At 68.0% G+C, this 23,794-nt stretch carries 30 protein-coding genes and 1 pseudogene; 18 read left to right on the top strand and 13 right to left on the bottom strand.

Going from position 1 to position 23,794, the window contains the following annotated elements; translation table 11 throughout:
- Positions 1 to 84: 84 nt before the first annotated feature.
- The 3 genes from ACQUQR_RS02710 to ACQUQR_RS02700 are packed head-to-tail and all read right to left on the bottom strand — an operon-like array spanning position 85 to position 2,191.
- Positions 85 to 369 carry a DUF7545 family protein gene (locus ACQUQR_RS02710; RefSeq protein WP_435194536.1) on the bottom strand — a complete coding sequence of 95 codons (285 nt, stop codon included), beginning with the start codon at positions 367 to 369 and terminating at the stop codon, positions 85 to 87.
- Between the two features lie 39 nt (positions 370 to 408).
- Entirely contained in the window at positions 409 to 1,131 is a 723-nt protein-coding gene (locus ACQUQR_RS02705) for a nucleotidyltransferase domain-containing protein (protein WP_435194534.1), read from the bottom strand.
- A gap of 4 nt (positions 1,132 to 1,135) precedes the next feature.
- Positions 1,136 to 2,191, bottom strand: a complete 1,056-nt coding sequence (locus ACQUQR_RS02700; RefSeq protein ID WP_435194533.1) for an NAD(P)/FAD-dependent oxidoreductase — start codon at positions 2,189 to 2,191, stop codon at positions 1,136 to 1,138.
- Between the two features lie 98 nt (positions 2,192 to 2,289).
- Here ACQUQR_RS02700 and ACQUQR_RS02695 point away from each other — a divergent pair, with 98 nt between their 5' ends.
- The 7 genes and pseudogenes from ACQUQR_RS02695 to ACQUQR_RS02665 all read left to right on the top strand — a co-directional run bounded on the left by ACQUQR_RS02695 (position 2,290) and on the right by ACQUQR_RS02665 (position 7,703).
- Positions 2,290 to 2,574: a DUF357 domain-containing protein gene (locus ACQUQR_RS02695; RefSeq protein WP_435194531.1), complete on the top strand. Its 285-nt coding sequence runs from the start codon at positions 2,290 to 2,292 to the stop codon at positions 2,572 to 2,574.
- A 64-nt stretch (positions 2,575 to 2,638) separates the two neighbouring features.
- A complete protein-coding gene (locus ACQUQR_RS02690; protein WP_435194530.1) occupies positions 2,639 to 2,911 on the top strand; it encodes a winged helix-turn-helix domain-containing protein in 273 nt (90 codons plus the stop codon).
- A 65-nt stretch (positions 2,912 to 2,976) separates the two neighbouring features.
- On the top strand, positions 2,977 to 3,288 hold the full coding sequence (locus ACQUQR_RS02685; protein ID WP_435194529.1) for a hypothetical protein: 312 nt from the start codon (positions 2,977 to 2,979) through the stop codon (positions 3,286 to 3,288).
- Positions 3,289 to 3,525: 237 nt separating this feature from the next.
- Positions 3,526 to 5,316, top strand: a pseudogene (locus tag ACQUQR_RS02680) (DUF7282 domain-containing protein); the annotation flags it as partial.
- Between the two features lie 30 nt (positions 5,317 to 5,346).
- Positions 5,347 to 6,171 (top strand): DUF7282 domain-containing protein, encoded by an 825-nt coding sequence (locus ACQUQR_RS02675; RefSeq protein WP_435195498.1) that lies wholly within the window; start codon positions 5,347 to 5,349, stop codon positions 6,169 to 6,171.
- A 247-nt stretch (positions 6,172 to 6,418) separates the two neighbouring features.
- Complete coding sequence (locus tag ACQUQR_RS02670; RefSeq protein ID WP_435194528.1) at positions 6,419 to 7,387, top strand: transcription initiation factor IIB; 969 nt, start codon at positions 6,419 to 6,421, stop codon at positions 7,385 to 7,387.
- Positions 7,388 to 7,526: 139 nt separating this feature from the next.
- A complete protein-coding gene (locus tag ACQUQR_RS02665) occupies positions 7,527 to 7,703 on the top strand; it encodes a hypothetical protein (protein ID WP_435194526.1) in 177 nt (58 codons plus the stop codon).
- Here the strand turns inward: ACQUQR_RS02665 and ACQUQR_RS02660 are convergent.
- Positions 7,700 to 8,098, bottom strand: a complete 399-nt coding sequence (locus ACQUQR_RS02660; RefSeq protein WP_435194525.1) for a translation initiation factor IF-2 subunit beta — start codon at positions 8,096 to 8,098, stop codon at positions 7,700 to 7,702. The two genes, ACQUQR_RS02665 and ACQUQR_RS02660, sit on opposite strands and share 4 nt — an antisense overlap.
- Positions 8,099 to 8,249: 151 nt before the next feature.
- On the opposite strand from ACQUQR_RS02660, the gene ACQUQR_RS02655 reads away from it, so the two are divergent.
- Positions 8,250 to 8,486, top strand: a complete 237-nt coding sequence (locus ACQUQR_RS02655) for a UPF0058 family protein (RefSeq protein ID WP_435194523.1) — start codon at positions 8,250 to 8,252, stop codon at positions 8,484 to 8,486.
- Between the two features lie 62 nt (positions 8,487 to 8,548).
- Here the strand turns inward: ACQUQR_RS02655 and ACQUQR_RS02650 are convergent, their stop codons facing one another.
- On the bottom strand, positions 8,549 to 9,007 hold the full coding sequence (locus ACQUQR_RS02650) for a DUF555 domain-containing protein (protein WP_435194521.1): 459 nt from the start codon (positions 9,005 to 9,007) through the stop codon (positions 8,549 to 8,551).
- A gap of 84 nt (positions 9,008 to 9,091) precedes the next feature.
- Here ACQUQR_RS02650 and ACQUQR_RS02645 point away from each other — a divergent pair, with 84 nt between their 5' ends.
- The 5 genes from ACQUQR_RS02645 (at position 9,092) to ACQUQR_RS02625 (ending at position 12,240) form a co-directional block, all read left to right on the top strand.
- Positions 9,092 to 10,009: a DNA-3-methyladenine glycosylase family protein gene (locus ACQUQR_RS02645; RefSeq protein WP_435194520.1), complete on the top strand. Its 918-nt coding sequence runs from the start codon at positions 9,092 to 9,094 to the stop codon at positions 10,007 to 10,009.
- A 73-nt stretch (positions 10,010 to 10,082) separates the two neighbouring features.
- Positions 10,083 to 11,114: a hypothetical protein gene (locus ACQUQR_RS02640; protein WP_435194518.1), complete on the top strand. Its 1,032-nt coding sequence runs from the start codon at positions 10,083 to 10,085 to the stop codon at positions 11,112 to 11,114.
- Positions 11,115 to 11,144: 30 nt separating this feature from the next.
- On the top strand, positions 11,145 to 11,534 hold the full coding sequence (locus ACQUQR_RS02635) for an ArsR/SmtB family transcription factor (RefSeq protein WP_435194516.1): 390 nt from the start codon (positions 11,145 to 11,147) through the stop codon (positions 11,532 to 11,534).
- Positions 11,531 to 11,920: a low molecular weight phosphatase family protein gene (locus ACQUQR_RS02630; protein ID WP_435194515.1), complete on the top strand. Its 390-nt coding sequence runs from the start codon at positions 11,531 to 11,533 to the stop codon at positions 11,918 to 11,920. Before ACQUQR_RS02635 ends, ACQUQR_RS02630 begins: the two co-directional genes overlap by 4 nt.
- Positions 11,921 to 11,952: 32 nt before the next feature.
- Positions 11,953 to 12,240 carry an acylphosphatase gene (locus tag ACQUQR_RS02625; protein ID WP_435194514.1) on the top strand — a complete coding sequence of 96 codons (288 nt, stop codon included), beginning with the start codon at positions 11,953 to 11,955 and terminating at the stop codon, positions 12,238 to 12,240.
- Here the strand turns inward: ACQUQR_RS02625 and ACQUQR_RS02620 are convergent.
- Positions 12,230 to 13,024, bottom strand: coding sequence for a hypothetical protein (locus ACQUQR_RS02620; protein ID WP_435194513.1), 795 nt, complete (start codon positions 13,022 to 13,024; stop codon positions 12,230 to 12,232). The genes ACQUQR_RS02625 and ACQUQR_RS02620 overlap by 11 nt on opposite strands.
- A 78-nt stretch (positions 13,025 to 13,102) precedes the next feature.
- Here ACQUQR_RS02620 and ACQUQR_RS02615 point away from each other — a divergent pair, with 78 nt between their 5' ends.
- Both ACQUQR_RS02615 and ACQUQR_RS02610 read left to right on the top strand, forming a co-directional pair.
- Entirely contained in the window at positions 13,103 to 13,504 is a 402-nt protein-coding gene (locus ACQUQR_RS02615) for a DUF5683 domain-containing protein (protein ID WP_435194512.1), read from the top strand.
- Positions 13,505 to 13,553: 49 nt separating this feature from the next.
- Entirely contained in the window at positions 13,554 to 14,015 is a 462-nt protein-coding gene (locus ACQUQR_RS02610) for a hypothetical protein (RefSeq protein ID WP_435194510.1), read from the top strand.
- Between the two features lie 27 nt (positions 14,016 to 14,042).
- Here ACQUQR_RS02610 and ACQUQR_RS02605 read toward each other — a convergent pair whose 3' ends face one another.
- Complete coding sequence (locus ACQUQR_RS02605; protein WP_435194509.1) at positions 14,043 to 14,441, bottom strand: hypothetical protein; 399 nt, start codon at positions 14,439 to 14,441, stop codon at positions 14,043 to 14,045.
- A gap of 86 nt (positions 14,442 to 14,527) precedes the next feature.
- Here ACQUQR_RS02605 and ACQUQR_RS02600 point away from each other — a divergent pair, with 86 nt between their 5' ends.
- On the top strand, positions 14,528 to 15,955 hold the full coding sequence (locus tag ACQUQR_RS02600) for an NAD(P)H-hydrate dehydratase (protein ID WP_435194507.1): 1,428 nt from the start codon (positions 14,528 to 14,530) through the stop codon (positions 15,953 to 15,955).
- A 2-nt stretch (positions 15,956 to 15,957) separates the two neighbouring features.
- Positions 15,958 to 16,440 (top strand): cyclic pyranopterin monophosphate synthase MoaC, encoded by a 483-nt coding sequence (gene moaC / locus ACQUQR_RS02595; RefSeq protein ID WP_435194506.1) that lies wholly within the window; start codon positions 15,958 to 15,960, stop codon positions 16,438 to 16,440.
- Here the strand turns inward: moaC and hflX are convergent, their stop codons facing one another.
- The gene (hflX, locus tag ACQUQR_RS02590) at positions 16,441 to 17,748 is read right to left on the bottom strand and encodes a GTPase HflX (protein ID WP_435194504.1); all 1,308 of its coding nucleotides are present in this window, start codon (positions 17,746 to 17,748) and stop codon (positions 16,441 to 16,443) included.
- Between the two features lie 104 nt (positions 17,749 to 17,852).
- Between hflX and ACQUQR_RS02585 the strand changes: the two genes are divergently transcribed.
- Positions 17,853 to 18,170 carry an FUN14 domain-containing protein gene (locus ACQUQR_RS02585; protein ID WP_435194502.1) on the top strand — a complete coding sequence of 106 codons (318 nt, stop codon included), beginning with the start codon at positions 17,853 to 17,855 and terminating at the stop codon, positions 18,168 to 18,170.
- A gap of 2 nt (positions 18,171 to 18,172) precedes the next feature.
- On the opposite strand, the gene ACQUQR_RS02580 is transcribed toward ACQUQR_RS02585, so the two are convergent.
- From ACQUQR_RS02580 to ACQUQR_RS02560, 5 genes are all read right to left on the bottom strand, one after another.
- Positions 18,173 to 18,898, bottom strand: a complete 726-nt coding sequence (locus ACQUQR_RS02580) for a ribosome assembly factor SBDS (RefSeq protein ID WP_435194500.1) — start codon at positions 18,896 to 18,898, stop codon at positions 18,173 to 18,175.
- 81 nt (positions 18,899 to 18,979) lie between these two features.
- A complete protein-coding gene (gene psmA, locus ACQUQR_RS02575; RefSeq protein ID WP_435194498.1) occupies positions 18,980 to 19,717 on the bottom strand; it encodes an archaeal proteasome endopeptidase complex subunit alpha in 738 nt (245 codons plus the stop codon).
- 2 nt (positions 19,718 to 19,719) lie between these two features.
- Positions 19,720 to 20,196: an Rpp14/Pop5 family protein gene (locus ACQUQR_RS02570; RefSeq protein ID WP_435194496.1), complete on the bottom strand. Its 477-nt coding sequence runs from the start codon at positions 20,194 to 20,196 to the stop codon at positions 19,720 to 19,722.
- Between the two features lie 70 nt (positions 20,197 to 20,266).
- On the bottom strand, positions 20,267 to 21,568 hold the full coding sequence (locus ACQUQR_RS02565) for a hypothetical protein (protein ID WP_435194495.1): 1,302 nt from the start codon (positions 21,566 to 21,568) through the stop codon (positions 20,267 to 20,269).
- Between the two features lie 9 nt (positions 21,569 to 21,577).
- Entirely contained in the window at positions 21,578 to 23,683 is a 2,106-nt protein-coding gene (locus tag ACQUQR_RS02560; protein WP_435194494.1) for a hypothetical protein, read from the bottom strand.
- Positions 23,684 to 23,794: the final 111 nt, after the last annotated feature.

The following is a 23,794-nucleotide window of genomic DNA, read 5'->3' as shown; positions in this document are numbered from 1 at the left end:
GCCGGTAGATTACTCTCGGTAATTCGCTGGCGTCGAAAGAAGCCGGTGGTCGGTCGAAACTCCGGTCGTTGGCCGCTATCGGGGTTAGTGCTGGTGGCCCGTTAGCTCGCCGTAGGTCGCGCCGAAGCGCTCCTCGAACAGCTCCATGGTGACGCTCTCGGCGTCCTGCAGCTCCTGGGGCGCCTCGCCCTGCCCGTGGTGGACGGAGGCGTGGGCGCGCTGGGCGCAGCCGAACAGCGCGAGGTCACCGACGACCTCGGCCGCGCTCTCGTCGTTCTCCGCGAGCATCTCCACGAGCGCCGCGGAGAGGGTCACTTCGTCGTCGCCGTCGGGTCCCGAAATCTGCACGGTGACTGTGTCGTCTGCCATGCTCCCTCCTTTCAGGCCGCCACATAAGGGGTTGTTGGGTCAGTGTGCGAGCGCCGACTCGATGAACGCGTTGATGCGTTCGATGTCCGGGGGCTCGACCGCGTGTTCTCTGGGGTCCACCTCGCTCGGGAGTGAGAGCTCGCCGAAGGCGTCACCCACCGACACCTCGCCCTCGCCCGCCCGCTTTCGGTCGACGAGCGTGCGGGCTTCCGTGAGCACCGCCTCGTCGAAGCGGTCGGCCTCTTCTTCGAGAAAGCGTGGGAAATCCAGCTCCGGGAACGCGTGGGTGTCGAGGACGTAGCGCGCGTAGCAGTACCCGCGCACCCGGTAGAGGTTCGTCTTCACCGTGGCCGTCCCTGTCCGAATGCGCGCCGCGTTCGTCTCGGCGAGCGAACGGTAGTGGTGGTACAGCGAGAGCGGCGCGAAGGCGACGTCCTCGGCGAGCGCGTCGAACGCGGGATGCGCTGTATAGGAGACCGGGGAGTGGACCAGCTCCAGCGCGGACGGGTTGGAGTCCGCGAGGAGCTCGCCGAAGCGCTTGACGTTCCAGCCGTGGAGCTCGACGTCTCGCTCCCGAGTGTCGATGCTCGCCCGGTACTCGCCGAGCTTCCCGTAGGCCGCGGCGGACTGGGCGAACACGAACCCCACGTCGTAGTCGCTGTCGGGGTCAGCGAGCCCCCACGCGCGGCTCCCGGTGTCGCGGGCGGCGATGACGCGCACGTCGTACTCGGCTTCGAGCCGAGAGAGCGCGTCGAAAACCACGGGCTCAGTCGTCTGATTCGGCGGCCGCGGGCTCCGAGGCCTGCGTCCCCGCACGCCCGAGGTCCTCGAGGTACTCGTCGGCGTCGATGGCGGCCTTGCTCCCCATACCCGCCGCGGTCACGGCCTGCTGGTAGTGGTGGTCGACCACGTCGCCCGCGCCGAAGATGCCCTCGACGCCCGTGCGGGTCTGGCCACCGCCGTCGCCGCCGAGCGTCTTCAGGTAGCCCGCCTCGTCGAGTTCGACGCCGGTCCCCTGCAGGTAGTCGGTGTTGGGCGTGTGGCCGATGGCCATGAACACCGCGCCGACCGCCTGCTCGTACGTCTCCGTTGCGGGGTCCTCCAGCTTCTCGGAGGGGTAGCCCTCGGGGTTCTCGGCCAGCAGGACGCCCTCGATGCCCCCCTCGGGAGTGCCGTTGATCTCGAGGAGTTCGGTGTTCTTCCGGACCTCGATCTCCCCGGCTTCGACCTTCTCGTTGATGCGGTCGATCCAGTAGTCCTCCGCGCGGAACTCCTCGCGGCGGTGGACGAGGATGACCTTCTCCGCGAACTTCGTGAGGAACGCGGCCTCCTCCATGGCGGCGTCGCCCCCACCGACGACGAGCATCGTCTCGTCGCGGAAGAACGCGCCGTCGCAGGTCGCGCAGGTGGAGACGCCGTAGCCCATCAGCTCGTCCTCGCCGGGGACGCCGAGCGTGCGCGCGGACGCACCCGACGCGGCGATGAAGGCGTCACAGGTGTAGACGGTGCCGTCGCGGAGCTCGACGGTGAACGGGCCGGAGTCGCCCTCCCGCGAGACGTCGACGACGACGCCGTGGTCCACCTCCGCGCCGAACTGCGTCGCCTGTTTTTTCATGTTGTTGACGAGGTCCGGGCCGGAGATGCCCTCGGGAAACCCCGGGTAGTTCGCCACGTCGGTGGTGAGCGTGAGCTGGCCGCCCGGTTCGACCCCTTCGAGCACGAGCGGGTCGTTGTTCGAACGCGCGGCGTAGATGGCGGCCGTGAGCCCTGCGATACCGGTCCCGGCGATGATGAGCCGTCGGTGTACGGCGTCCTCGGTCATATCTCCCCGTACCGGCCGGGCGGCTAATTACCTTGCGCCCTGTGACGGCCGGCGCGCAGTCCCGACAGTCTTACTCCCCCGCGCGGAGGAGACGGGGTATGCCCGCGGACCTCGACGAGAAGATGAACCGCTACGGAGAGCTGCTCGCGCAGGCGGTCGACGCCGCCGAGATCGCGCCGCCGGAGGGGACTCCGCTCCACGACGCCGCCCTCGAATGTGAGGAGATGGCTGTCTCCTATCTCGAAGACGGCCGGCACTTCCGCGAGCAGGACGACCCCGTGAACGCCCTCGCGTCGTTCTCCTACGGCCACGCGTGGCTGGACGCGGGGGCGCGCGTGGGGCTGTTCGACGTTCCCACGGAGGGACACCTCTTCACCGTCTGACGCCGGGGCGTTTTCTCGCCTCTTCCCGGTGGGCTTACATTGGTTGGGCGAAACCAGTTACCCGATGGAGGCGGTCCTGTGGTACGTGTTGACCGGGACCCGCGGAGGTGGCAACCGGATTCGCATCCTCCGCGCGCTCGACGAGCGACCGCGAAACGCGAATCAGCTCGCGGAGGACTTAGCGCTGGACTACAAGACCGTCAGACACCACCTCGACGTGCTCGCGGACAACAACATCGTCCGGGATTCGGGCGACGACTACGGGGCCATCTACCTCCCCACCGAGGCCGCGCGCGTCCACTGGGAGACCATCGAGACGATCATGAACCATGAGTAGGACCCATGAGTAGGGACGAATTTGGGAAAGTGTATATGAGCGCTGGCGGACGGAGGTGTAGATAGATGCCCCTATTGGTCGATCTCTTCCGGGTCTTCACCGTGCTGAACCTCCTCCTGTTGGCGGGGCTCGGCTACGTGTGGGCCCGCAACTGGCTCCAGCTCCGCTCGAAGCATACCCTCGGTCTCCTGCTGTTCGTCGTCTTTCTCGCCGGGGAGAACCTGCTGGCCGCGTACTTCTTCATGATCGACCCGACCCTCTCGACGTGGATCGTGACGGCCGAGCAGGTCCCGCCGGTCGCACAGGGCGCGATGACGACCCTCCGCGTGCTGGAGTTCGCCGGGCTCGCGTTCCTGACGTGGGTCACCTACGACTGACGACCCGCCCACGGCCCTCCACCCGTTTCTCGTCGTGTTCCACCTCCTGAGCGTGAGCCGCGCGACCGTCTCGACGGTGTCGCTCCCGACCCTCTGAGCTGTCCTCGACCGGGGGAACCGGCAAAGCATGAACGAATTTGGGTGAGAGAGGGGCCACGTCCGGGGAACAGTTCGGCAAACCCCCTTTTAGGGTCTCCCGGATGGTGTGGTATGCACCGACGCATAGGTATCGGCCTCGTGGCACTGGCGCTCCTCATCGCAGGGGCATCCGGCGCAGTCGCCGGTGACCACCAGGCGACGGTAACGTTCGAGAACCAGACATCCGGCGGGACGACCGTGACGGTCGACTCCGTCACGCTCCCGAACGGTGGGTTCGTGGCGATCCACGACTCCACACTCGCTGACGGGGCGGTGCTCTCCTCCGTCCGCGGGACGAGCGCGTATCTCGAGGCAGGCACCCACGAGAACGTGACCGTCACCCTCGATGAGCCCATCTCCGAGGACGCGACGCTCATCGCAATGCCCCACAAGGACACCGACGGCGACCGCATCTACGAGTTCGTCGCCTCGTCGGGCGGCGCTGACGGCCCCTACACCGTGGACGGGAATATCGTCATGACTTCGGCGGAGGTCACCGCGAGCGCGACCGTCTCCTACGAGACGCAGCCCACCAAGGGCGGCAGTCTCGTCGTCGACCGCGTCGAGCTGGCGAAGGGCGGCTTCGTCACTATCCACGACGCGACGGTCACGGAGGGCGCGGTGTTCGACTCCGTACGTGGTACCTCGGCGTACCTCTCCGCCGGGGTCCACGAGAACGTGCGCGTGACGCTCGACGAGCCGCTCTCGTCGTCGGCGACGGTGGTCCCGATGGCCCACCTCGACACGAACGACAACGAGCAGTACGACTTCCTCACGAGCGAGGGCGAGGCTGACGGCCCCTACACGGACATGAACGGGGACATCGTCCTCACCACCGGGAAGGCGAAGATCATGAACACCGCGAGCGCGACGTTCGCGAACCAGACCTCCGGCGGCCACTACGTGGAGGTCGAGTCCGTCTTCCTCCCGGAGGGTGGCTTCGTGACGGCCCACGACGGGTCGCTCGCTGACGGCGCGGTGTTCGACTCCGTCCGCGGGACGAGCGCGTACCTGGGGGCGGGCTACCACGAGAACGTCGGGATCGTCCTCGACGAGCCGCTCGACTCGCAGACGACCATCATCGCGATGCCGCACAAGGACACGAACGACAACGAGCAGTACGACTTCGTCACGAGCGAGGGCGAGGCTGACGGGCCGTACACCGACTCGATGGGGAACATCGTCGTCGACTCCGGTACCGTGACGATCGGCGCGACGGTCGCCATCGACGACCAGGCCTCGAACGGCAACACCGTCGTCGTCGAGCGAGCCGACCTCCCCGAGGACGGCTTCGTCACCATCCACGACGCCTCGCTCACCGCGGGCGCCGTCTTCGACTCCGTGCGTGGCTCCAGCCCGTATCTGGAGTCCGGGCTCTCCGAGAACGTCGAGATCACCCTCGACGAGCCGCTGACGACGACCACCCAGGTCTACGCGATGCCGCACAGGGACTCCAACGACAACCGCGTCTACGACTTCGTGACGAGCGAGGGTGGCGCGGACGGCCCCTTCACCTCGATGGGGAACATCGTCCTCGACCCCGCGACGGTCACCGTGACCGCGCAGGTCACCATCGCCGACCAGATGAGCGACGGTGAGACGGTCACCATCGAGCGCACGACGCTCCACAACGGTGGCTTCATCACCATCCACGACGCCTCGCTCGCGGACGGCGCCGTCTTCGACTCCGTGCGCGGCTCCTCGGCGTACCTCGCGCCCGGCACGCACGAGAACGTCGAGATCACCCTCGACACCCCGTACGAGACGAACGGCACCGCCGTCGCGATGCCGCACCTCGACACGAACGGCAACGAGCGGTACGACTTCGTCACCAGTGAGGGTGCGGCAGACGGCCCCTACACCGCTGGTGACACCATCGTCACCGACGCGGCGAGCATCGGGCTCCCCGCGCGAGCTGATGTGACCTTCGAGAGCCAGGCGACCGCTGGCGCGAGCCTCACCGTCGCCGAGGTCTCGATGACCCGTGGCGGCTTCGTGACGATTCACGACGCCTCGCTCACCGAGGGCGCGGTGTTCGACTCCGTGCGCGGCACGAGCGACTACCTCGCGCCCGGCACGCACGAGAACGTCACGGTCGAGCTGAAGAACGACGAGCGCATCGAGGAGTCCGGGACGTTCATCGCGATGCCCCACATGGACACGAACGACAACGAGCGGTACGACTTCGTCCGCTCCGACGGGGCGAACGACGGGCCGTTCACCACCGCGGGCGGCGACATCGTGGTCGCTCCCGCCGAGGTGACGCTCCGGCAGGCCTCCGTCTCCATCATGGATCAGACCTCCTCCGGGGAGACCGTGAGAGTGGCCTCGGCGTCCCTCTCGCAGGGTGGCTTCATCACCATCCACGACGCCTCGCTCCAGGATGGCGCGGTGTTCGACTCCGTGCGCGGGAGCTCCGCGTACCTCGAGGCCGGCTCGCACTCCGACGTGGAGGTCACCCTCGACGACCCGCTCGAGGAGTCCGGGACCGTCATCGCGATGCCGCACCTCGACACGAACGGCAACGAGCAGTACGACTTCGTCGCCAGTGAGGGCGCCAACGACGGCCCCTACACGACGGCTGGCGGTGACATCGTCGTCGACGCCGGTGCCATCACGGTCGAGCAGACGGAGATGACCGAGATGGACGACGCGACCCCCACCGAGGGGAACGGCCCCGGCTTCGGTGTCGCGGCGGCGATCGTCGCGCTCGCGGGGGCGGCCCTGCTCGCGCGGCGCCGGTAACCACGACCCGACCCGGGGGACCCCGGGACAGTAACGTTTATTTATACTAATATTTGACGTGACGGGAGCGACAGATCACCCCGAAGCGTGTAGAATCGCGTTATTCCGAGGAATACGTGTGTTTCAGCGTCACACGCTGCCGATAGATTTATATACTTTTCGGACTAACAAGGAGTTAGGAGCACGGGCCGGATTTATTGGCCTTTCGAACAAGCCCTCCAGCCCGTCGCATCTCACCTACCCCATCATGAGCGATACGAACATCCGAACCTACAGCGAGAAAGAGCGCGAGGCGGAACGCGTAGCGGAGCAGGAGTCGACGACGACCTGTCCCGAGTGTAACGCCCGCCTCGAGACCGACACGGAACACGGCGAGGTCGTCTGTTCCGACTGCGGGCTCGTCATCGAAGAGGACAACATCGACCACGGTCCGGAGTGGCGCGCCTTCGACAGCGCCGAGAAGGACCAGAAGTCCCGCGTGGGTGCGCCCACGACGAAGATGATGCACGACAACGGCCTGTCGACCAACATCGGCTGGCAGGACAAGGACGCCTACGGCAAGCAGCTGTCCAGCCGCCAGCGCGCGAAGATGCAGCGGCTCCGCACCTGGAACGAGCGCTTTCGAACGAGAGACTCCAAGGAGCGCAACCTGAAGCAGGCGCTCGGCGAGATCGACCGCATGGCCTCGGCGCTGGGCCTCCCGGAGAACGTCCGTGAGACCGCCTCGGTCATCTACCGCCGCGCGCTCAACGAGGACCTGCTCCCCGGCCGGTCCATCGAGGGCGTCGCCACCGCGAGCCTCTACGCCGCCGCCCGACAGGCCGGCGTCCCCCGGAGCCTCGACGAGATCACCATGGTCTCGCGGGTCGACAAGATGGAGCTCACCCGGACCTATCGGTATATCGTCCGCCAGCTCAACCTCGAGATCGCCCCCGCGGACCCCGAGAGCTACATCCCGCGGTTCGCCTCGGATTTAGGCCTCTCCGACGAGGCCGAGCGGCGCGCCCGGAAGCTCATCGTCGCCGCCCGGGAGGACGGGCTCCTCTCCGGGAAGTCACCGGTCGGCCTCGCGGCCGCCGCCGTCTACGCGGCCGCGCTGCTGTGCAACGAGAAGGTGACGCAGTCCGAAGTCTCAGACGTTGCGAACATCTCCGAGGTCACCATCCGCAACCGCTACAAGGAGCTGCTCGAGGCCGAAGGCATCGTCACCGCGTAACATCGCTCGGGTAGGCCAGCCGCCCACGAGTCTCCCGTTTTTCCGTTTTCACACCGCGAGCGACCGCACCGTACTGCAGTAGTCGTGTCCACACACCTCATGACAACGTTTTTCACACTACACGGCGCATTGAGGTAGCATGGTGGAAGCGTACGTTAGACTTCTCTGTCCTGAGTGCGGCAAACACTGGGAATCCTCCCCCAGCGACCTCCCCGAGGTTGCCCGAACGTTCCACTGTCCGAACTGTCACGCGAGCCGACGGCTCTCCGAGTTCGCGCGAACGGAACACGACCTGCGGACGATGAAGGAGTTCTAGTTCCCGGCGGGGGTGGTCGCACCGCACGCCTCACATCGCAGCTTCGAGTCGCCCTCGACCAGCTTCGTGTCCGGCAGGCCACACTCCGAACAGAGGACGTAGGCGTCCGCGTACTCGGTGAGCGCACGCTGGACGCGGCGGGGTTTGAACTCCCCCGTGAACCGGACGCGCCCGCGGTCGTCGATGCTCGCGGAGGTGCCGAGCTCGTTCTGGAGGTATTTCATCACGTGGTCGGCCTCGCGGCCGAGCGCGTCGAGCGTCTCCTGGAAGTTCTCGAAGACGGTGACGTTCCCCTCCTTGCGGAGGTTCGAATCGGGCAGCGAGAACCGTGCGGCACTCCCCTCGGTGTCGGGCTTCTGGTCCATCGCCCGGTCGAGATAGTCGTCGTAGCTCATACCCCTGCTATCCGTGCCGCCGGGAAAAACCGTTCGGCACGCCCGCAGCCGAATCCCATGATAACGCGCCCCACGGGCCGAAATACGACGATGTATGTTAACGGTTGTCAGGATAATAATATAACCCTCCGCTGGTTAGCGAAGGCTGACTATGAAGAAGCAGGAGCTCATTCATCTCCACGGCCTGCTCGCAGAGGTATGTAACCACTACGAGGAGCTTTCGGGTGCGACCGTCGCACACGAAGAGTACTCCGAACTCGGGATTCGACCGACATCGATCCACAAATCGAAGACGGACCACAAAGCAGCTGTTTTCGCCCTGGCGGACGGCATCACGAACGAGATGACGGAGGAGACCAAGGAGCCGGTCTCCGCCGCCGCCGACTGAGTCGCAGCGGATCGCTGTCCTCCCGAGAGCCACACCCACCAGCGACGGCGTTCTCGCGAGAGCTACTCGTCGAGGAGGTCCTCGAACTCCGGCAGCTGGTCGTTCGCTTCCTCCTCGCCCGTCGGTTCTTCCCCGTCGTCCCCCTCCGGCGAGGTCTTCTCGTCCGCAGCGTCCGTCTCCTCCTCTTTTATAACCTCGACCTCGAGCACCTCCAGCGGGATGTTCTTCAGCCGCATCCCGATCTCCTTGCGCGCGATGCGCGAGGCGTGCTCCTCGCGCTCGACGTTGAAGACGGTCATCTCCAGCTCGAGCGCGACGAGCCCCTCGTCGGCCGCGATGAACGCCGGTTCCAGCGCCTCGTGGCAGTGGGGACACGACCGCGACCCCATCTCGATCTCCACGTAGTTCAGGTCGGGGTTCAGCATATCCCCGGTCTTCGAGATGGCGATGCGAACCGCCTCGTCCGGGCTACCAACGTCATACACGGGGACCGCTGCCTCGACGACGACTCGGCAGTCCATACCACGGTATTTCTTCTCCTGTGTCAAGAAGTTTCGCCCGTCGGAACCCGAAAGGCCCAATCACGGGAGCGCCGGAGGACAGGTATGTACGAGGGCGAGATTCCCGGGGGCGACCTCGCGGGCGGGTTCGACATGCAGGCCACCGTCGAGTCCGGCCAGAGCTACCTCTGGGACCGGGCGGACGGCCGGATGTTCGAGGACGACCACGCGTGGGGGGCGGACGCCTGGTACCACACCGTGCTGCCCGCGTCGTTCACCCCCTCGAACGAACCGGCGGTGCTCCGCGCGCGCTGGACCGGCGACGCCCTGGAGTGGGAGTCCTCCTCCCCGAACGCGCCCGACCTCCTGACGCATCTCCTCCGGCTCGACGACGACCTCGACGCCATCGTCGCGCGGACCCCGGCCGACCCGCTGCTCGACCGCGCGTACGATACGTATCGCGGCATGCGGCTCGTCCGTGACCCCCCGTTCCCCTGTCTCATCTCCTTCATCTGCTCGGCCCAGATGCGCGTCGAACGCATCCACGGGATGCAGACCCGGCTCGCGAAGGCCTACGGGGACACCGTCGCGTTCGATGGGGAGACGTACCACGCGTTCCCGACCCCCGAACAGCTCGCGGCAGCCACGGAATCCGAACTCCGGGAGCTCGCGCTCGGCTACCGCGCGCCGTACGTCCAGCGGACCGCGGAGATGGTCGCGACGGGGGAGGCGACCCCGGAGGAAGCCCTGGACACCGAGTACGAGGAGGCACGCGACTCGCTCACCCGGTTCGTCGGCGTCGGCGACAAGGTCGCGGACTGCGTGCTGCTCTTCTCGCTCGGCTATCTGGAGGCCGTCCCCCTCGACACCTGGATCCAGACGGCCATCGAGGAGTACTACCCCGACTGCGACCGCGGCTCCTACCGCGAGACCTCGCGCGCCATCCGCGCCCAGTTCGGTGGCGAGTACGCCGGCTACGCCCAGACGTACGTGTTCTTCCACCTGCGGACGGGCGGAGAGTGAGACGGAGAGCGACAGAATTATCTGAAGTATTCTTCAATTGGTAGACGATGAACGCTCGTCCGGAGTGGTCGCCGTGAGCGACCCGTTCGGCCTCGGCCTGCTCGTCGCCGCGTTCGCGGGCGGGGCGTTCGGTGCCTCGCTCGGTGCGCTCACCTCGTTCGTCTTCACCGGCCTGTTCGTCATCGTCGGCGAGACGTACCGACTCGTCCAGCGCAACCTCGTCCCCGGCGTCGCGACCTACGGCCACCTCGGCCTCGTCGACAACATCGCGTTCGGCGTCGTCTTTGGCCCGCACGTCGCCTTCGGTGGCGGGGCGGCCGCGCTCGCCTACGCCGTGAAGAAGGGGTACGTCACCGGCACGGGCGGGTACCACCCCGCGAAGAACGTGACCCGGGGGCTCGGCACGCGTCCGGACGTCCTGCTCGTGGGTGGGGCGTTCGGCGTGTTCGGTCACCTCGTCGCCGCCACCTCCGTCACCCTCGCGCTTCCGTGGGACCCCGTCGCGATGGGCGTCGTCGTCAGCGCGCTGGCTCACCGTGCCGTCTTCGGCTACGACCTCATCGGCGCGACCCGGGACCGGTTCGATATGAGCCCGTTCGAGGACGCCATCCCGGATGGGGGTCGCCCGGCGGTCGAACCGTGGCTCCCCTACCAGTACCGGTGGCCCGGCGTGTTCACCATCGGCGTCGTCGTCGGGATTCTGGGCGCGTACGTCGCCTACCTCACCGCCAGCGCGTTCCTCGCGTTCGGCATCAGCGTCACCCTCCTCGTCTTCGTCGTCACGGGCGTCGAGGAGGTCCCCGTCACCCACCACATCTCGCTGCCGGCGAGTACGGCCGTCATCGCCTCCGCCCCGGTATCGTACGCGGAAGCCACGCCGGAGGCGCTCGCCGCCACCGTATCGCTCCCCGAGGCGCTCGCCGTCGGCGCGGTGTTCGGCGTCGTGGGCGCACTCGCCGGCGAGGTACTCCAGCGGGTCCTCTACGCCCACGCGGACACCCACCTCGATCCACCCGCGGCGAGCATCGTGGTCACCTCCTTTCTCATCGCCGTGCTCGCCATCACCGGGGTCTTCGACGGCGCGGTCTGGGTGCCGACCCCATAAATTTATTTGAACAGTTTCTCAAGTATCGGTATGGTCCAGATAACGGAGCGGCTGGAACGGTTCGTCGCCGAGTCCGGCGACTGCTGTGACGATATGGAGGCGTGTCAGGTCCGGCTCGGTGAGCTGGCGGAGACGGCGACAGAGGAGGTCGACACCGCGGACGTGGACGTGTTCGCCGCACTCGGCAACGAGACGCGGTACACCCTGATCCGCCTGCTCCACGCCGCGGGTGACGAGCTCTGCGTCTGTGAGCTCGACGCGCTCGTGGACGCGACGGAGAGCGCCGTCAGCCACGCCCTGCGGACGCTTCGCGAGGCCGGGCTGGTTACCGTCCGGAAGGAGGGTCGATGGCGCTACTACCGCGCGACGCCGCGCGCGACCGCCGTGCTCGTCGCCCTCGACGGGACGAGGCAGCGATGAAACTCGGCTTCGTCTGCGTCCAGAACGCCGGGCGCTCGCAGATGGCGACGGCGTTCGCCGAGCGCGAACGGGAGCGACGCGGGCTCGACTGGGAGCTCCTCACCGGCGGGACCCACCCGGCCGACCACGTCCACCCCGAGGTCGTCGAGACGATGCGAGAACGCGGCATCGACCTCTCCGGGCGGACCCCACGGAAGGTGACCGACGCCGAACTCGGCTCCTGTGATGTCGTGGCGACGATGGGTTGTTCGACCCTCTCGCTCGACGTGGACACCCGGGACTGGGACCTCGACGACCCGGACGGTAAATCCCCCGAGGAGGTGGCTGCCATCCGCGACGAGGTGGAACACCGAGTCGTCGCGCTGTTCGACGAACTGCAGGGCTGAAGTTTTTCAGCGAGGCCGACGCATATTCTGTCATGACATCACTCGACGCACCGCTTCGCGCACACGTATTCGTCTCCGGCAAGGTGCAGGGAGTCTACTACCGCGCGAACACCCGCGATACGGCACACGAACGCGGGGTCGACGGCTGGGTGCGGAACCTCGCTGACGGTCGCGTGGAGGCCGTTTTCGAGGGCGAGAAGGAGGCGGTCGAGGCGATGGTGGAGTGGTGTCACGAGGGGAGCCCCCGTGCGGAGGTGGAGTCCGTCGAAGTGGAGTACGGCGAACCCGAGGGGCTCTCCGGGTTCGAGGTCAGGGCGTAAGCCGCCGCGAGACCGCCTCGGAGAGCGTCGATCGGAACGCCTTCACGTCGAACGCCGGGGACTCCTCCTCGAACAGTCGCGCGTACTCCTCGCGGGCGAGCCGTTCGAGCAGGCGGTCGAGCACCGTCTCGACGGTCGGCGCGTCCTGTGCGCTGATGACCCCGTCCAGCCACCGGCTCGCCGTCTCGCGGGCGTACTCGTCGGTGTCCGCGGCGAGCGCGACCTGCGGGAGTTCCCCGTCGACTCGCGCGCGCCCGCCCGTCTTGTTCCGGAGCAGCAGTCCCGCCGCAGGCCCGTCGTACCACGCGGAGTCCGGCAGCCCGAACCGCTCGGCGGAGAAGTGCTTGGCGGGGGTCTCCTTCTCGACGGGAGGAAGCGGTGTCAGCCCGAGCCGGTCGAACGCCCGGTCGACCGCATCCGGGGGGAGGACCGTGCCGTCCGGCCGGACGATGTCGGTGCCGAGGAACGCCGGCAGCCGGTCCCAGTCGTACGCGATCCCCTCGTATCGCGTTGCGGTGCCGACGAAGGTGTACTCGTCGGGGGAGTCGACCTCCGCACGGAAGGCCGCGTCGTCGAACCGGTCGCGGACCTGGCGCGCGGCAGCGCGGAAGGGAAGCGGCTCCCCCCACGGCTGGAACTCGTCCGTCTCGTCGCCGAAGACGAGTCCCACGTCGGTGACCTGAAATCGGACTGGGGCGCCAGTGACTGCCTCCAGTATCCAGAGGTGGCCCCCATCGAGGAGGGCCGTGTCGTCGAGCGCCGGTGTCGCGGGAATCGAGTGCACGCTCGGGGGTGTACAGCCACGACCAAAACCCTTCGCGTGGCCGGAAGGGTGAAGCCCCGGCTCGCCGACGTATCCGGTATGTCCGAGCCCTCCACCCACGCTGACGACGAGGTGTTCTGTCGCGACTGTGGCGAAGTCATCTCCGAGAAGGCCGAGATCTGTCCCGCGTGCGGCGTCCGCCAGAAGGCCCCGCCGAGCTCCGGTATCGACCGCGCGGTCGAGAGCCTGACGGAGGGGGGCAACCCCTTCGTCGCCGCCGTTCTCTCCGCCGTCTTCCCCGGACTCGGTCAGCTCTACAACCGCGAGCTGGCGAAGGGGCTCGCCGTCATCGTCGCGATGTTCGTCGCCACCCTCTCGGTCGTCGTCTTCATCGGCATCGTGCTCGCGCCCGCCGTGTGGCTCTACGCCGTCTGGGACGCCTACGTCGTCGCGGACCGACAGGCCGCGGCGCGCGATGGCGTCGGGACGAACGACGCGTGATACCGACCGCGAGCGACACGCTTTCCCCGCGCAGGCACCGAGTTCGGGTATGAACAGGCGAGCGTTCCTCGCCGCGGCCGCAGGCGCGAGCCTGACCGCGAGCGCGGGCTGTCTCCGGTCCATCGGCTTCACGAGACGCGGCTACGTCCGGTCGAAGACGCTCACCGGGTTCGCCGCGGACGGCGAGGAGACGCGTATCATCCAGGTCGCCGTCACCGGCGACGGCGGCATCAACGCGCAGGTCGCGGAGCGCCACGCCGGGCTCTTCGAGGACCCGAAGCACCCGGAGATCTCCGGCCGCGCACGCTCGGTGCTACAGAACGCCTACAGCAGCCTCCGCGTCGAGCTCACGCTCTGTGCGCTGGACTTCCCGGAGTGTGAGACGGGGACGACGGGCGTCTCCGGGTTCAATCAGGTGCAGGTGTACGACGCGGCCGAGGTGTTCGCGTCGCGCGGCGGGTTCTCCGTGCTCGCGGTCGAGGATAGAGAGGACGGTGCGGTGTGGTTCTGAGGAGGAGTCGGAACCGCTTTCGAGCGTTTAGACCGGCGGCTCGTCTGCCACGAACTCGACGACCCGGGAGCCGGCCGAGTGGCGTTCATACCGAGCTGCATCGGCACTGTAGAGCCGGACGGCATCGGCGTCGAACTGCCCGAGGAGGCCGAACTCGAGTGTCGCGACGAGCGACTCGCGGGGGTCGACGGGGTGGGACTCGTCGACGACGGGGTCACACGCGTGGAGGACGCCGTCGTCGACAACGAGACGGACGAAGCCGACGAGCGCCTCCGTATCCTGTCTGAGGAAGCCGTAGGCGCTGTCCGCGGCCGCCAGGCGTCTGGAGAGTTCCTCCTGGTCGCGACCGAGCGGGTGTCCGGCCCGTTCGTAGAGCGCCGCGACATCGGGGAGTCGGTCGTCCACGTCTTCGCCGACGATTGCCATGCGTGTTCCTCGCGAGTCGGAGCGCAAAAGCGTTCGGACCGCCCACGACACCGGATTTTATCGCCCGGCCGGTCGAGGACTGGACTATGATCACGAGCGACGAGATGGCCGTCGTCGACCGGAACGCGGCAGCGCTGGGGGTGCCGACGAAACAGCTGATGGAGTCCTCGGGGAACGCCATCGCTCGCGTCGCACGCGAGCTCGTTCCAGAGGGTGCCGAAATCGCCCTCGTCTGCGGGCGGGGGAACAACGGCGGGGACGCCTTCGTCGCGGCGCGGTTCCTGACGGGGTACGACGTGACCGTCCACCTGCTCGGCCGGCCGGAGACCATCTCGACCGACATCGCGCGGGAGAACTGGGAGGCCCTGGAGCAGGCGGAACTCGCCACCGAGGTCGTCCGCGACTCGCGGGACCTCGAGTTGGGCACCCCGGACCTCGTCGTCGACGCGATGCTCGGGACGGGAATCACCGGCGAGCTCCGGGAACCCGAGGCGAGCGCCGCGGCCGCCATCAACGAGAGCGACGCGACGGTGCTCGCCGTGGACGTTCCCTCCGGGGTCGACGCGGACACCGGCGACGGGGATGGCGTCGAAGCCGACCACGTCGTCACGTTCCACGACGAGAAACCCGGGCTCTCGAAACTCGACGCGACAGTCCACGTCGCGGACATCGGCATCCCCGCGGCCGCGGAGACGTTCGTGGAGCGGGGCGACCTCCTCCGGCTCGGTCGGGACCCGCGCTCGCACAAGGGCGACCACGGCGAGGTGCTGGTAGTCGGGGGCGGCCCGTACACCGGCGCGCCGGCACTCGCCGCACAGGCCGCCCTCCGCGCGGGGGCCGACCTCGTCCGCGTCGCCTGCCCCGCGTCTATCGCCCGCGAGGTGCAGGGGTACGACGAGAACCTCATCCTCCGGCCGTTCGAGGGGGAGCGGCTCACTCCCGATGCCGTCCCCCATATCAGAACGCTCGCGGCCGACCACGACGTGACGCTCATCGGGCCGGGGCTCGGCGACGATGAGGCGACGCTCGATGCCGTCCGGGAGTTCCTCTTCGCCTTCGACGGGACCGGGGTCGTGGACGCCGACGCCCTCCAGGTCGTCCCCGACGTGGAGACGGAAGCGACCCTGCTGTGTACCCCCCACCAGGGGGAGCTCCGGAGGATGGGTGGCCCCGCGAGCGACGGCTGGCGCGAGCGCCGGGAGCTCGTCGAGGCGTTCGCATCCGAGATCGGCCACACGCTGCTCGTGAAGGGCGCCTACGACATCATCTCGGACGGCGACCGAACGAGAGTGTCGAAAACGGGGAACCCGGGGATGACCGTCGGCGGGACGGGCGACGTGCTCGCGGGCGCGGCGAGTGCGCTCGCCTGTCCGCTCTCGCCCGTGAACGCCGGTGGCGTGGCCGCGTACGCGAACGGGCGGGCGGGCGACGCCGTCGTCGCCCGACAGGGGTACGGCCTCACCGCGACCGACCTCGTGAGCGAACTGCCCAAGGCGCTCCGATTCGAGGAGTGAGTATGACCGACGAGGAACTCACGCACACCGACGAGTCGGGGAAGGTGCAGATGGTCGACGTGGGGAGCAAACCGGACACCGCGCGCCGTGCGGAGGCGCGAGGAACCATCCACCTGAGTGCCTCCACTGTCGACGCCGTCCGCGACAACGACGTGAAGAAGGGTGACGTGCTCGCCACGGCGCGCATCGGAGCGGTGCAGGCCGTGAAACACACCTGGGAGACGATCCCGATGTGCCACCAGATCCCCATCACGAACATCGACACCGCGTTTCAGGTCGCAGAGGAGTCCGTCACCCTCACCGTCGCCGTGGAGACCACGGGCAAGACGGGCTGTGAGATGGAGGCGCTCGAAGGCGTCACGACGGGGCTCAACGTCGTCTGGGACATGGTGAAAGCCGCGGAGAAGGATTCGGAAGGCCAGTACCCCGGAACCCGAATCACGGACGTGGAGGTCGTCGCGAAGGAGAAACGCGAACTGGCGTGATCACTGCTCGGCCGGCACGAGGTTCGCGGCTTTCGACCGCGACTGTTCGACGACCGACGGTCTCGCCTCGAACTCGATGATCACCTGCTCGCCGTAGTCGACGTCCTCGACGACGGCGTGGTCGTGGACCCACGAGACGACGCTCATCGTCTCCTCGGTCATGGGGAGCACGAGCGTCTCGTGCTGGTAATCCGGGAGCTCGCCGTCGATGCGGGCGACCAGCTCGTCGATGTTCAGGTCCTCCATCGCTGAGATGGCGACGGGGTTGGGCGCGAGCGCGGAGAGGTACTCGCGTTTCTCGGCGAGCTCCTCCTCGCTCACCTTGTCGATCTTGTTCAGCACCGTCACGATGGGGGCCTCGTTGCGCTCGTAGAGGGTGTCGTGACAGGTGACGAGTTTCTCCTGGATCTCCTCGACGGGGTCGGAGACGTCCACGACGAGCAGCACGAGGTCGGCACGGTACACCTCCGAGAGCGTGGATTTGAACGACTCGACGAGCCAGTGGGGCAGGTCGGAGATGAACCCCACAGTGTCCGTCACGAGCACGTTCCGGCGGTCGATATCCGCGCGGCGGGTGGTGGTCCCGAGCGTCGTGAACAGCCGGTCTTCGCTCTCCGCGGTCTTGTCGAGGTCGGGGTGGAGCCCCTCGTTCTCGTCGATGTCGACCTCCGCGGCGAGCCGCCGGAGCAGGGTGGACTTCCCCGCGTTCGTGTAGCCCGCGAGCGCGACGAGGTCGAAGCCGGATTCTCTGCGGGTCTCGCGGCGGTGCTCCTCCTCGCGCTCGATGCGGTCGAGCGCGTCCCGGATGTTGGAGATCTGCTTTTTGATGTCCTGCTCGCGCGACTCGTCGTACTCGCCGAGCCCCATGAAGCCGGGACGCTCGTCGCGTTTCGCGAGCGAGGTCTTCGCCTCGGCTCTGGGAAGTTCGTATCTGAGTTCCGCGAGTTCGACCTGGAGCTGCGCCTTCTTCGTCTGGGCGCGCTGGCCGAAGATGTCGAGGATGAGCCGGAATCGGTCGAGCACCTCGACCCCCTCGGGGAGCTTGTTCCCGATGTTGAACGTCTGGTACGGGCCGAGACGGTTGTCGAACAGGACGGTCGTCGCCTCCGTCGCCTCCACGACACGCGCGAGTTCGGCCACCTTCCCCTCACCGAGGCAGAACGCGGGGTCCTCCGTCCGGGTCTGCGTGACCTCCCCCACGACCTCGTAGCCGGCCGCGCCGGCGAGGTCCCGGATCTCCTCCGTGTTCGGTTCACCGTCGTCCGCGCGTTTGGCGACGACGGCAGTGCCGTTGTATGCGTCAGTCACTCACAGAACGGTTGGCACCGCGGATATTTAAGTTCCAGTACCGGCCCGTCGACGCCCCCCGAGGCGCCACAAGAGTCTTATCGCCGGCTGTCGGTTTCCCTACCATGTTCGAACTGAATCCCCAGCAGCTCGGTCTGGAGTTCGGCTCCGGGGCCGTCATCGGCGGTATCATCGGCTTCGCCGCCAAGAAGGTCGCGAAGCTCGTCGCCGTCATCGTCGGGCTGGAGCTCGCCCTGTTCAAGTTCCTCGAATCGCGCGGCATCCTCACGGTGGACTGGGAGCAGCTGACCGCCGGTCTCGTGAAAGCGAGTCGGGAGGCCGCGAGCGGTGCCCCGCCGTCGTGGCTCAACACCATCCTCTCGACGCTCTCCATCTCGGCCGGCTTCACCGGTGGGTTCCTGCTCGGGTTCCGTCGGGGATAGTCCTAGCGCGTCGTCAGGTCGTCCTCGTCCTTGATGACCTGCACCTCACCCTCCCCACTGGTGATCTCGTTGACGAGGTCGTAGAGGTCGTTCTGCAGCCCCGCCGGGAACTTCAGGACGCCGACCCACGAGCCGTCGTTCTGCCACTCCTCACGCTGGAGGTCACCGAACTGCCGGACGCGCGCCTGCCCGCTCCCCGCCTTGTCCGCGGGGAGGTGGACGGCCATGACGACCTCCTCGAATCGGATGGGGATGACGGGACGGAGCGCCTCGAGCGCCTCGTCGACCTGCCCCTCGACCGGCTCCATCGGGTCCACCTTGAAGCCGGCCTCCTCCAGCGCGCGCTCGATGCGCTCCGGCGGGTGCGGGGCGTTGTCCATCTGCGGATTGACCGCGTTGCGCGCGATGGTGTTGATGAGCTGTTTCCGCTTCTGTTCTTGCATCTCACGGCGCTGCTCCGCGGTGATCTGGATCTCCCCGCGTTTGATCACTTCCGGGATGATCGCCATCGGGTCGGTGGTGTCGAACACCGTCTCCAAGTCCGCCTCCGCGGGACGGTCACCGCGGGAGGCGTCCTCGAACACGTCGTCGGAGGCGATGACGTCCTCTAAGTCGCCGTCGAACTCCCCGCGTTTGATGGCGAGGGCGGCGTCCGGGTCGACGAGTACCTCGAATCGCGCGCCGTGGCTCTCCAACCGTGCCGTCACTGCCTCGTCGAGACTTATCATGCCACCAGATAGTACGGGCTGCTAAAAAGGCGTTTCCACGTGGGGAGGAAACCCGCCGCGGGGGATCGAGTTTCGAACGGGCTACTCGTCGGCCAGCAGGTCTCGCGTCTCGAGGTGCTCGCGGAGCGCCTCGGGCGTGAGCTGTTCGTAGCGTTCGTCCTCGGTCGTGATGGTCGCCATCCCGACGCCGTCGGGGGAGAGCGAGCCGTCGTTGACCGACGCGAGCGCCTCTAAGGCGAGGTCGACGGCCTCCTCCGTGGAGAGGTCCTCGGAGTAGTGCTCCTCGAGGTGGTCCTCGATCTCGCCGCGGTCCGCGCCGACGGCGAGCGCCTGCCACTCGTAGGGGGTGCCGGAGGGGTCGGTCTCGAAGAGCCGCGGCTCACCGTCCTCGATGCCGCCGACGATGAGCGCGACGCCGAACGGGCGCGCGCCCCCAACCTGCGTGTACTGCTGGATGTGGTCGGTGATGTTCTTCGTCAGTGTCTCCACGCCGATGGGCTCGCCGTAGCGCAGACGGTTGATCTGCGCCTGCCGACGGGCGAAGTCGATGAGCTGGCGGGCGTCGGCGACGTGGCCCGCGCTCGCGATGCCGATGTGGTCGTCGGCCTTGTGGAGTTTCTCGACGGACGATGCTTCCATGAGTGGGGAGCGGGACCGCTTGTCGACGGCGAAGACGACGCCGTCGGCAGCTCGGATCCCGATACTCGCCGACCCGCGTTTCACTGCCTCGCGGGCGTACTCGACCTGATACAGCCGTCCGTCCGGGGAGAAGATGGTGATCCCGCGGTCGTAGGCCTGCTGCTGCGATTGACCCTGCATTGTTAAGTATCGAGTGCCGTCGCCCCCACGAAGCCGTCGCCGACGCGCACGTCCAGCCGCTCGTCGCGGCCGTGTGCACGCCGGTCAGCGTCCGCGAACACGACGTGTCTCTCCTCGGGTGGTTCCGCCGGCCCGCCTAAATATTTTTCCTCACACGCCCGTACCGTCCCCGAGATTCCGGCTATCGACGCTCGTATCGGCTGGCCGTCGATCTCGTCGATGCAGGCGACGACGGCCCGCGAACGGCCGGTCTCGCCGTGGCGCACCCGGACGATGGCGTGGCCCTCACCGTCCTCGAACGTGAAGCCGTAGACGGTGAGGTCACACGCGGCGCTCCCGGCGTCGCCGATGAGGTTCTGCGCGGCGTACCAGAGTTCCCGCTGGAACGCCCCCCGCTCCAGCGTGGCGTCGGGCCACCCCTCCAGCTCGACCGCGAGATATCGGTACCGCGGCCGGAGATGCTTCGGGAGGTGTTTCATACCCGTGTCTCGGGGGACAGTGGTTTCAAACGTCCGGAGTCGTCACGGTCGGTGCACGCGTTGCGGGGGGTCACTCGGCGAGCCTGGACGCCGCGGCATCAAGGAGTTCGGCCATCGAGAGCCCCCGGAGCGCGTCGTCGGCGAGGACGAGCCGGTGGGGGTTCCGGCCACGGGTCCCGGTCTCGATGGGCTCGGTGTCGACCACGTCGACGCGCTGGAGCTCCGCCAACCCTCGCTGCATCGTCGACGAGCTCACGAAGCCACACTCGTCCATCGTCGTCGCGATGTCCTTCCGGCGCGCACCGGTGTAGCCCCCGACGAGCACCACGAGATGCTTGTCGTCGAGCACCGGGCGGTCGCTCTCGGGATTTGCCGCCCGGGAAGCGACAGCCCGGCTCCCCTCGGCCGTGACGGTGGCCGACCCGAGCGCGACGACGAACGCCCGGGCGTACGCCGCCCCGAGCGTCTCCTCCACCGTACTGAGCACGGTATCGAGCGGGGGTGTGTCCAGCGTGACGGGCGTGCAGGCGTCCCACCCCGTCTCGTACTGCGCGCGGAGCCGGTGCACGGGCTCTCCCTCGGCGACGGGGACGGCGGCCCACCCCCCAGTCGGGAACGCGCGCGTCTCCTCGGCGAGGTCGCCGAACGGCCCGCCGGTCGTCGCGGTTCCGGCCTCTGTCGCCGTGTCGGTCGAGGGACCCAGCCCGGCGACCGCCGGGACGACCGCGAACGCCACGTCGTCGACGAACAGCAGGGTCGGGTCAGTGACGGGTCTGGCCGGCGCTGCGGGTGCGCGGTCGAGTCCGGAGAGGTCACCGGGCCAGTTCGTCAGGTGGCCGAACACCCGGTCGCTCCGGTCCGTGGGTGCGACGCGGACGTTCGCCAGCTCCGCCGGGCGCGCGTCGGCTGCCGCCCGGGTCGCCGACCGGATGGTCACCGCGTCGGGGGGCTCGTCCCCGCCCGGGGAGGTGGCAGGGGTCGCGGGCGAGTCCGTCCCCGCACCGTTCGCCTCGGCCACCCCGCCGCCGAGCTCGCGGAACTGTCGGTAGAGCACACCGGCGGCACTGGCGACGTTCACGTCGTCGAGCGCGGCCAGGACCGTCTCGCGTCGCCCGAGCACCCGGAGCCGGATGGGCCGGCCGAGCGGGGTCCCGTCGGGGCGGAGCGCGTCGCCACCGACCGCGATCGGCCCCATCGAACTGGTGACGGCGAGCGAGACGACGAGCGATTTCAGCGCCGTCGTCGGCAGCCCCACTGCGAACACGTCCGTCGATTCACCCGCCTCTTCGTGGCGCTCCCGTGCATAACGGACGACGCCGGTCGGGAACGCAACAGCGTCAGCGGACCCGTTCGAGGCCGGTGACGAGGTCATACGCCGACGTTAGCCGGCATCTCCCATAAACTCCCCGTCGATACGGGACGCCTCCTGAACGGAGTGGAGATCGAGTTCGTCGGACCAGTGGAGCGAGTGCCGGCGCACCCCATCGCTGGAACGAATCCGAACCGGAAGGGGCTCGGCCCCGAGGAAGCGGGAGAGCCCCGTCGCGTCCACCGTGTACGGGCCGAACGTCGCGCCGTGGAGCTCATCTCCCTCTACGACGGGGAGCTCGTAGAGGGTGACGACGCCGCCGGCCTGGGGGAAGCTCTTCGCCGAGAACGTCTCACAGGACAGGTCGAAGCGCCCGTCGTCACGCGGCACCACGTCGGCGAGCAATCCGACGCCGGCCTCGTTGTCGACGATGCGAGTGCCCGGGTAGCCGATGGCCGCGTAGCTGCTCGCCGCGATGGCGGCCTCCTTGACGACGGCGACGGCGGAGTCCAGCCGCCAGCCGAGGTTCAACAGACGGGCGACGTGGCTCCCGACCGTCGCCGCGGTGCGGTCGGGGACGTCCTCGAAGGTGATGATACCGCCCTCGGCCCCCTGCTCCGTGAGCCGTCGCCCCTGCCAGACGGAGCGACAGCCGTTGAGGATGAACGCGGTCGCCCCGACCGATCCGATGTCACTGGCGTCGAGTACCCCATCGCGACAGGCCAGCCCGTCGGCGTCTACGTGGCCGATGTAGTGGACCAGATCGACGTTCGACCGGAACACCGCCCGGAGCTCGTCGACCGTGAGGTCGGCCCGGGTGGTCACGTCGAAGTCGAACTGGTCCCGGTCCCCGTACGGGCTGGACCGGACCTCCTCGACCATCGACTCGTCGTTACAGACGACGGTCACACCGATGTCGATGCCCCCGGACGGCCGCCGCTGGAACCGTCGCTCGTAGGCGGCCAACACCCCCTTGTTCGCCCCGACCGCGAACCCGTCACCGAAGTAGAGGTGCTGTGCGGTCTCGACCGGGGGCATCCGGGTCAGCGTCTCGCGCTGCCGGGAGCCGTCCCTCGTGGCGGAGCCGGACGGCTCGTAGCCACGAACCAGCGCCAGCTCGGAGGCGAGATGTGGCAGCACCGCTACGGTGTCGGGTGTCGTGGGAACGTCGGCAGTCACCAACCACGTCGGGCGAAACGGCTCCACCTCCTCGAACGGCACCGCGAGGTAGCGCTCCAGCTGCTCCCCGAGTGAACGATCGTAGAGCGCCTCGTAGTCGAGTCCGAGAGCCGCACGCTCACGTGAGATGAGGGAGATGGCGTAGAGTCCCTCACACCGCGTGAAGCAGTCGAGGGTGAACACGTGCTGGAGCACGTCGCTGACGGTGGATTCGAACCCGCCACGGGCGGTCAGGTCGAACGCGACCCCGGTGTCCGTCCGGAGCGTGGGCGTCTCCCCGGGAACCAGCTCCGCACCCAGATAGAAGGCGAGCGGCGTGACGGGGAAGAGCCGTTCGAGCGTCGGCGGGAGTTCGATGGTGACGCCGGTGTCGGGCCGCTGGCGGCCGCCGGGGAGGTGGAGCGCCTCGCCAAGCTCGACGAGTGGTGGGTGGCCGCGGAGGGTCGGCCACGACCGCTCACAGGAGGTGGTCTTGAGTGCCGCGCCGAACTCGCTTATCACGGTCATCAGGTCCGTGGGGTCACGAGTCGTCGTCAGCGTCCGTGTCGGTCGGAGGTGCGACGACCGCGCACCGATGTAGAGCTCGTCCGTGTCCGGAAATCGGAGGGTGGTCGTGTCGTCGCGGGTGTCGACGTGGAGCCGACTGTCCGCGGCGAGCAGGATCTTGAACGGGACGCTGGAGAGTTCGACGGTGTAGAACCCCCGCGGGGAGACCGTTCGAGCCGTCGCCTCGGAGATCTGCTCGACGGCTGTGGTGTCCTCGGTCCGGACCACGACCTTGACCCGGTAGGGGACCGAGAGCTCGTTCGTCGCCACGCGCGCGGCGGAGTCGATGGGGAAACAGAACGGTGCCGCGTCCGTCGCACACGGCTCCGGCGTGACGGGGACGGTGGTGTCGAACAGGAACAGCTCGTCTTCGACGGGGTCTCTGACGACGATGCTGCGTCTGGACGGATGGCTCCCGAACGTCGGTGCCGCGGTGGTGAGGTCGGATGACATCTGGGCGGAACTCGGACACCTCCGAGTGGTTACCGGCGGTTCGGGGAGCGAGGATAAGAACTCCCCCGTCGATGGTGGCTTCCCGTGGCACCCGGACGCCGACGAAGAACT

This window comes from Natronomonas sp. EA1, assembly GCF_051195035.1.
GTDB lineage: Archaea > Halobacteriota > Halobacteria > Halobacteriales > Haloarculaceae > JBNTJV01.
The sequence above is the reverse complement of the archived record's forward strand: the minus strand, read 5'-3'. Positions and strand labels throughout refer to the sequence as shown.

What these genes read in the sequence shown, in the direction of transcription:
- ACQUQR_RS02710 (WP_435194536.1), bottom strand. Translation starts at nt 369, where the DNA reads ATGGCAGACGACACAGTCACCGTGCAGATTTCGGGACCCGACGGCGAC.
- ACQUQR_RS02700 (WP_435194533.1), bottom strand. Translation starts at nt 2,191, where the DNA reads ATGACCGAGGACGCCGTACACCGACGGCTCATCATCGCCGGGACCGGT.
- ACQUQR_RS02695 (WP_435194531.1), top strand. Translation starts at nt 2,290, where the DNA reads ATGCCCGCGGACCTCGACGAGAAGATGAACCGCTACGGAGAGCTGCTC.
- ACQUQR_RS02690 (WP_435194530.1), top strand. Translation starts at nt 2,639, where the DNA reads ATGGAGGCGGTCCTGTGGTACGTGTTGACCGGGACCCGCGGAGGTGGC.
- ACQUQR_RS02685 (WP_435194529.1), top strand. Translation starts at nt 2,977, where the DNA reads ATGCCCCTATTGGTCGATCTCTTCCGGGTCTTCACCGTGCTGAACCTC.
- ACQUQR_RS02670 (WP_435194528.1), top strand. Translation starts at nt 6,419, where the DNA reads ATGAGCGATACGAACATCCGAACCTACAGCGAGAAAGAGCGCGAGGCG.
- ACQUQR_RS02665 (WP_435194526.1), top strand. Translation starts at nt 7,527, where the DNA reads ATGGTGGAAGCGTACGTTAGACTTCTCTGTCCTGAGTGCGGCAAACAC.
- ACQUQR_RS02660 (WP_435194525.1), bottom strand. Translation starts at nt 8,098, where the DNA reads ATGAGCTACGACGACTATCTCGACCGGGCGATGGACCAGAAGCCCGAC.
- ACQUQR_RS02655 (WP_435194523.1), top strand. Translation starts at nt 8,250, where the DNA reads ATGAAGAAGCAGGAGCTCATTCATCTCCACGGCCTGCTCGCAGAGGTA.
- ACQUQR_RS02650 (WP_435194521.1), bottom strand. Translation starts at nt 9,007, where the DNA reads ATGGACTGCCGAGTCGTCGTCGAGGCAGCGGTCCCCGTGTATGACGTT.
- ACQUQR_RS02645 (WP_435194520.1), top strand. Translation starts at nt 9,092, where the DNA reads ATGTACGAGGGCGAGATTCCCGGGGGCGACCTCGCGGGCGGGTTCGAC.
- ACQUQR_RS02635 (WP_435194516.1), top strand. Translation starts at nt 11,145, where the DNA reads ATGGTCCAGATAACGGAGCGGCTGGAACGGTTCGTCGCCGAGTCCGGC.
- ACQUQR_RS02630 (WP_435194515.1), top strand. Translation starts at nt 11,531, where the DNA reads ATGAAACTCGGCTTCGTCTGCGTCCAGAACGCCGGGCGCTCGCAGATG.
- ACQUQR_RS02625 (WP_435194514.1), top strand. Translation starts at nt 11,953, where the DNA reads ATGACATCACTCGACGCACCGCTTCGCGCACACGTATTCGTCTCCGGC.
- ACQUQR_RS02615 (WP_435194512.1), top strand. Translation starts at nt 13,103, where the DNA reads ATGTCCGAGCCCTCCACCCACGCTGACGACGAGGTGTTCTGTCGCGAC.
- ACQUQR_RS02610 (WP_435194510.1), top strand. Translation starts at nt 13,554, where the DNA reads ATGAACAGGCGAGCGTTCCTCGCCGCGGCCGCAGGCGCGAGCCTGACC.
- ACQUQR_RS02605 (WP_435194509.1), bottom strand. Translation starts at nt 14,441, where the DNA reads ATGGCAATCGTCGGCGAAGACGTGGACGACCGACTCCCCGATGTCGCG.
- ACQUQR_RS02600 (WP_435194507.1), top strand. Translation starts at nt 14,528, where the DNA reads ATGATCACGAGCGACGAGATGGCCGTCGTCGACCGGAACGCGGCAGCG.
- moaC (WP_435194506.1), top strand. Translation starts at nt 15,958, where the DNA reads ATGACCGACGAGGAACTCACGCACACCGACGAGTCGGGGAAGGTGCAG.
- ACQUQR_RS02585 (WP_435194502.1), top strand. Translation starts at nt 17,853, where the DNA reads ATGTTCGAACTGAATCCCCAGCAGCTCGGTCTGGAGTTCGGCTCCGGG.
- ACQUQR_RS02580 (WP_435194500.1), bottom strand. Translation starts at nt 18,898, where the DNA reads ATGATAAGTCTCGACGAGGCAGTGACGGCACGGTTGGAGAGCCACGGC.
- psmA (WP_435194498.1), bottom strand. Translation starts at nt 19,717, where the DNA reads ATGCAGGGTCAATCGCAGCAGCAGGCCTACGACCGCGGGATCACCATC.
- ACQUQR_RS02570 (WP_435194496.1), bottom strand. Translation starts at nt 20,196, where the DNA reads ATGAAACACCTCCCGAAGCATCTCCGGCCGCGGTACCGATATCTCGCG.
- ACQUQR_RS02565 (WP_435194495.1), bottom strand. Translation starts at nt 21,568, where the DNA reads ATGACCTCGTCACCGGCCTCGAACGGGTCCGCTGACGCTGTTGCGTTC.
- ACQUQR_RS02560 (WP_435194494.1), bottom strand. Translation starts at nt 23,683, where the DNA reads ATGTCATCCGACCTCACCACCGCGGCACCGACGTTCGGGAGCCATCCG.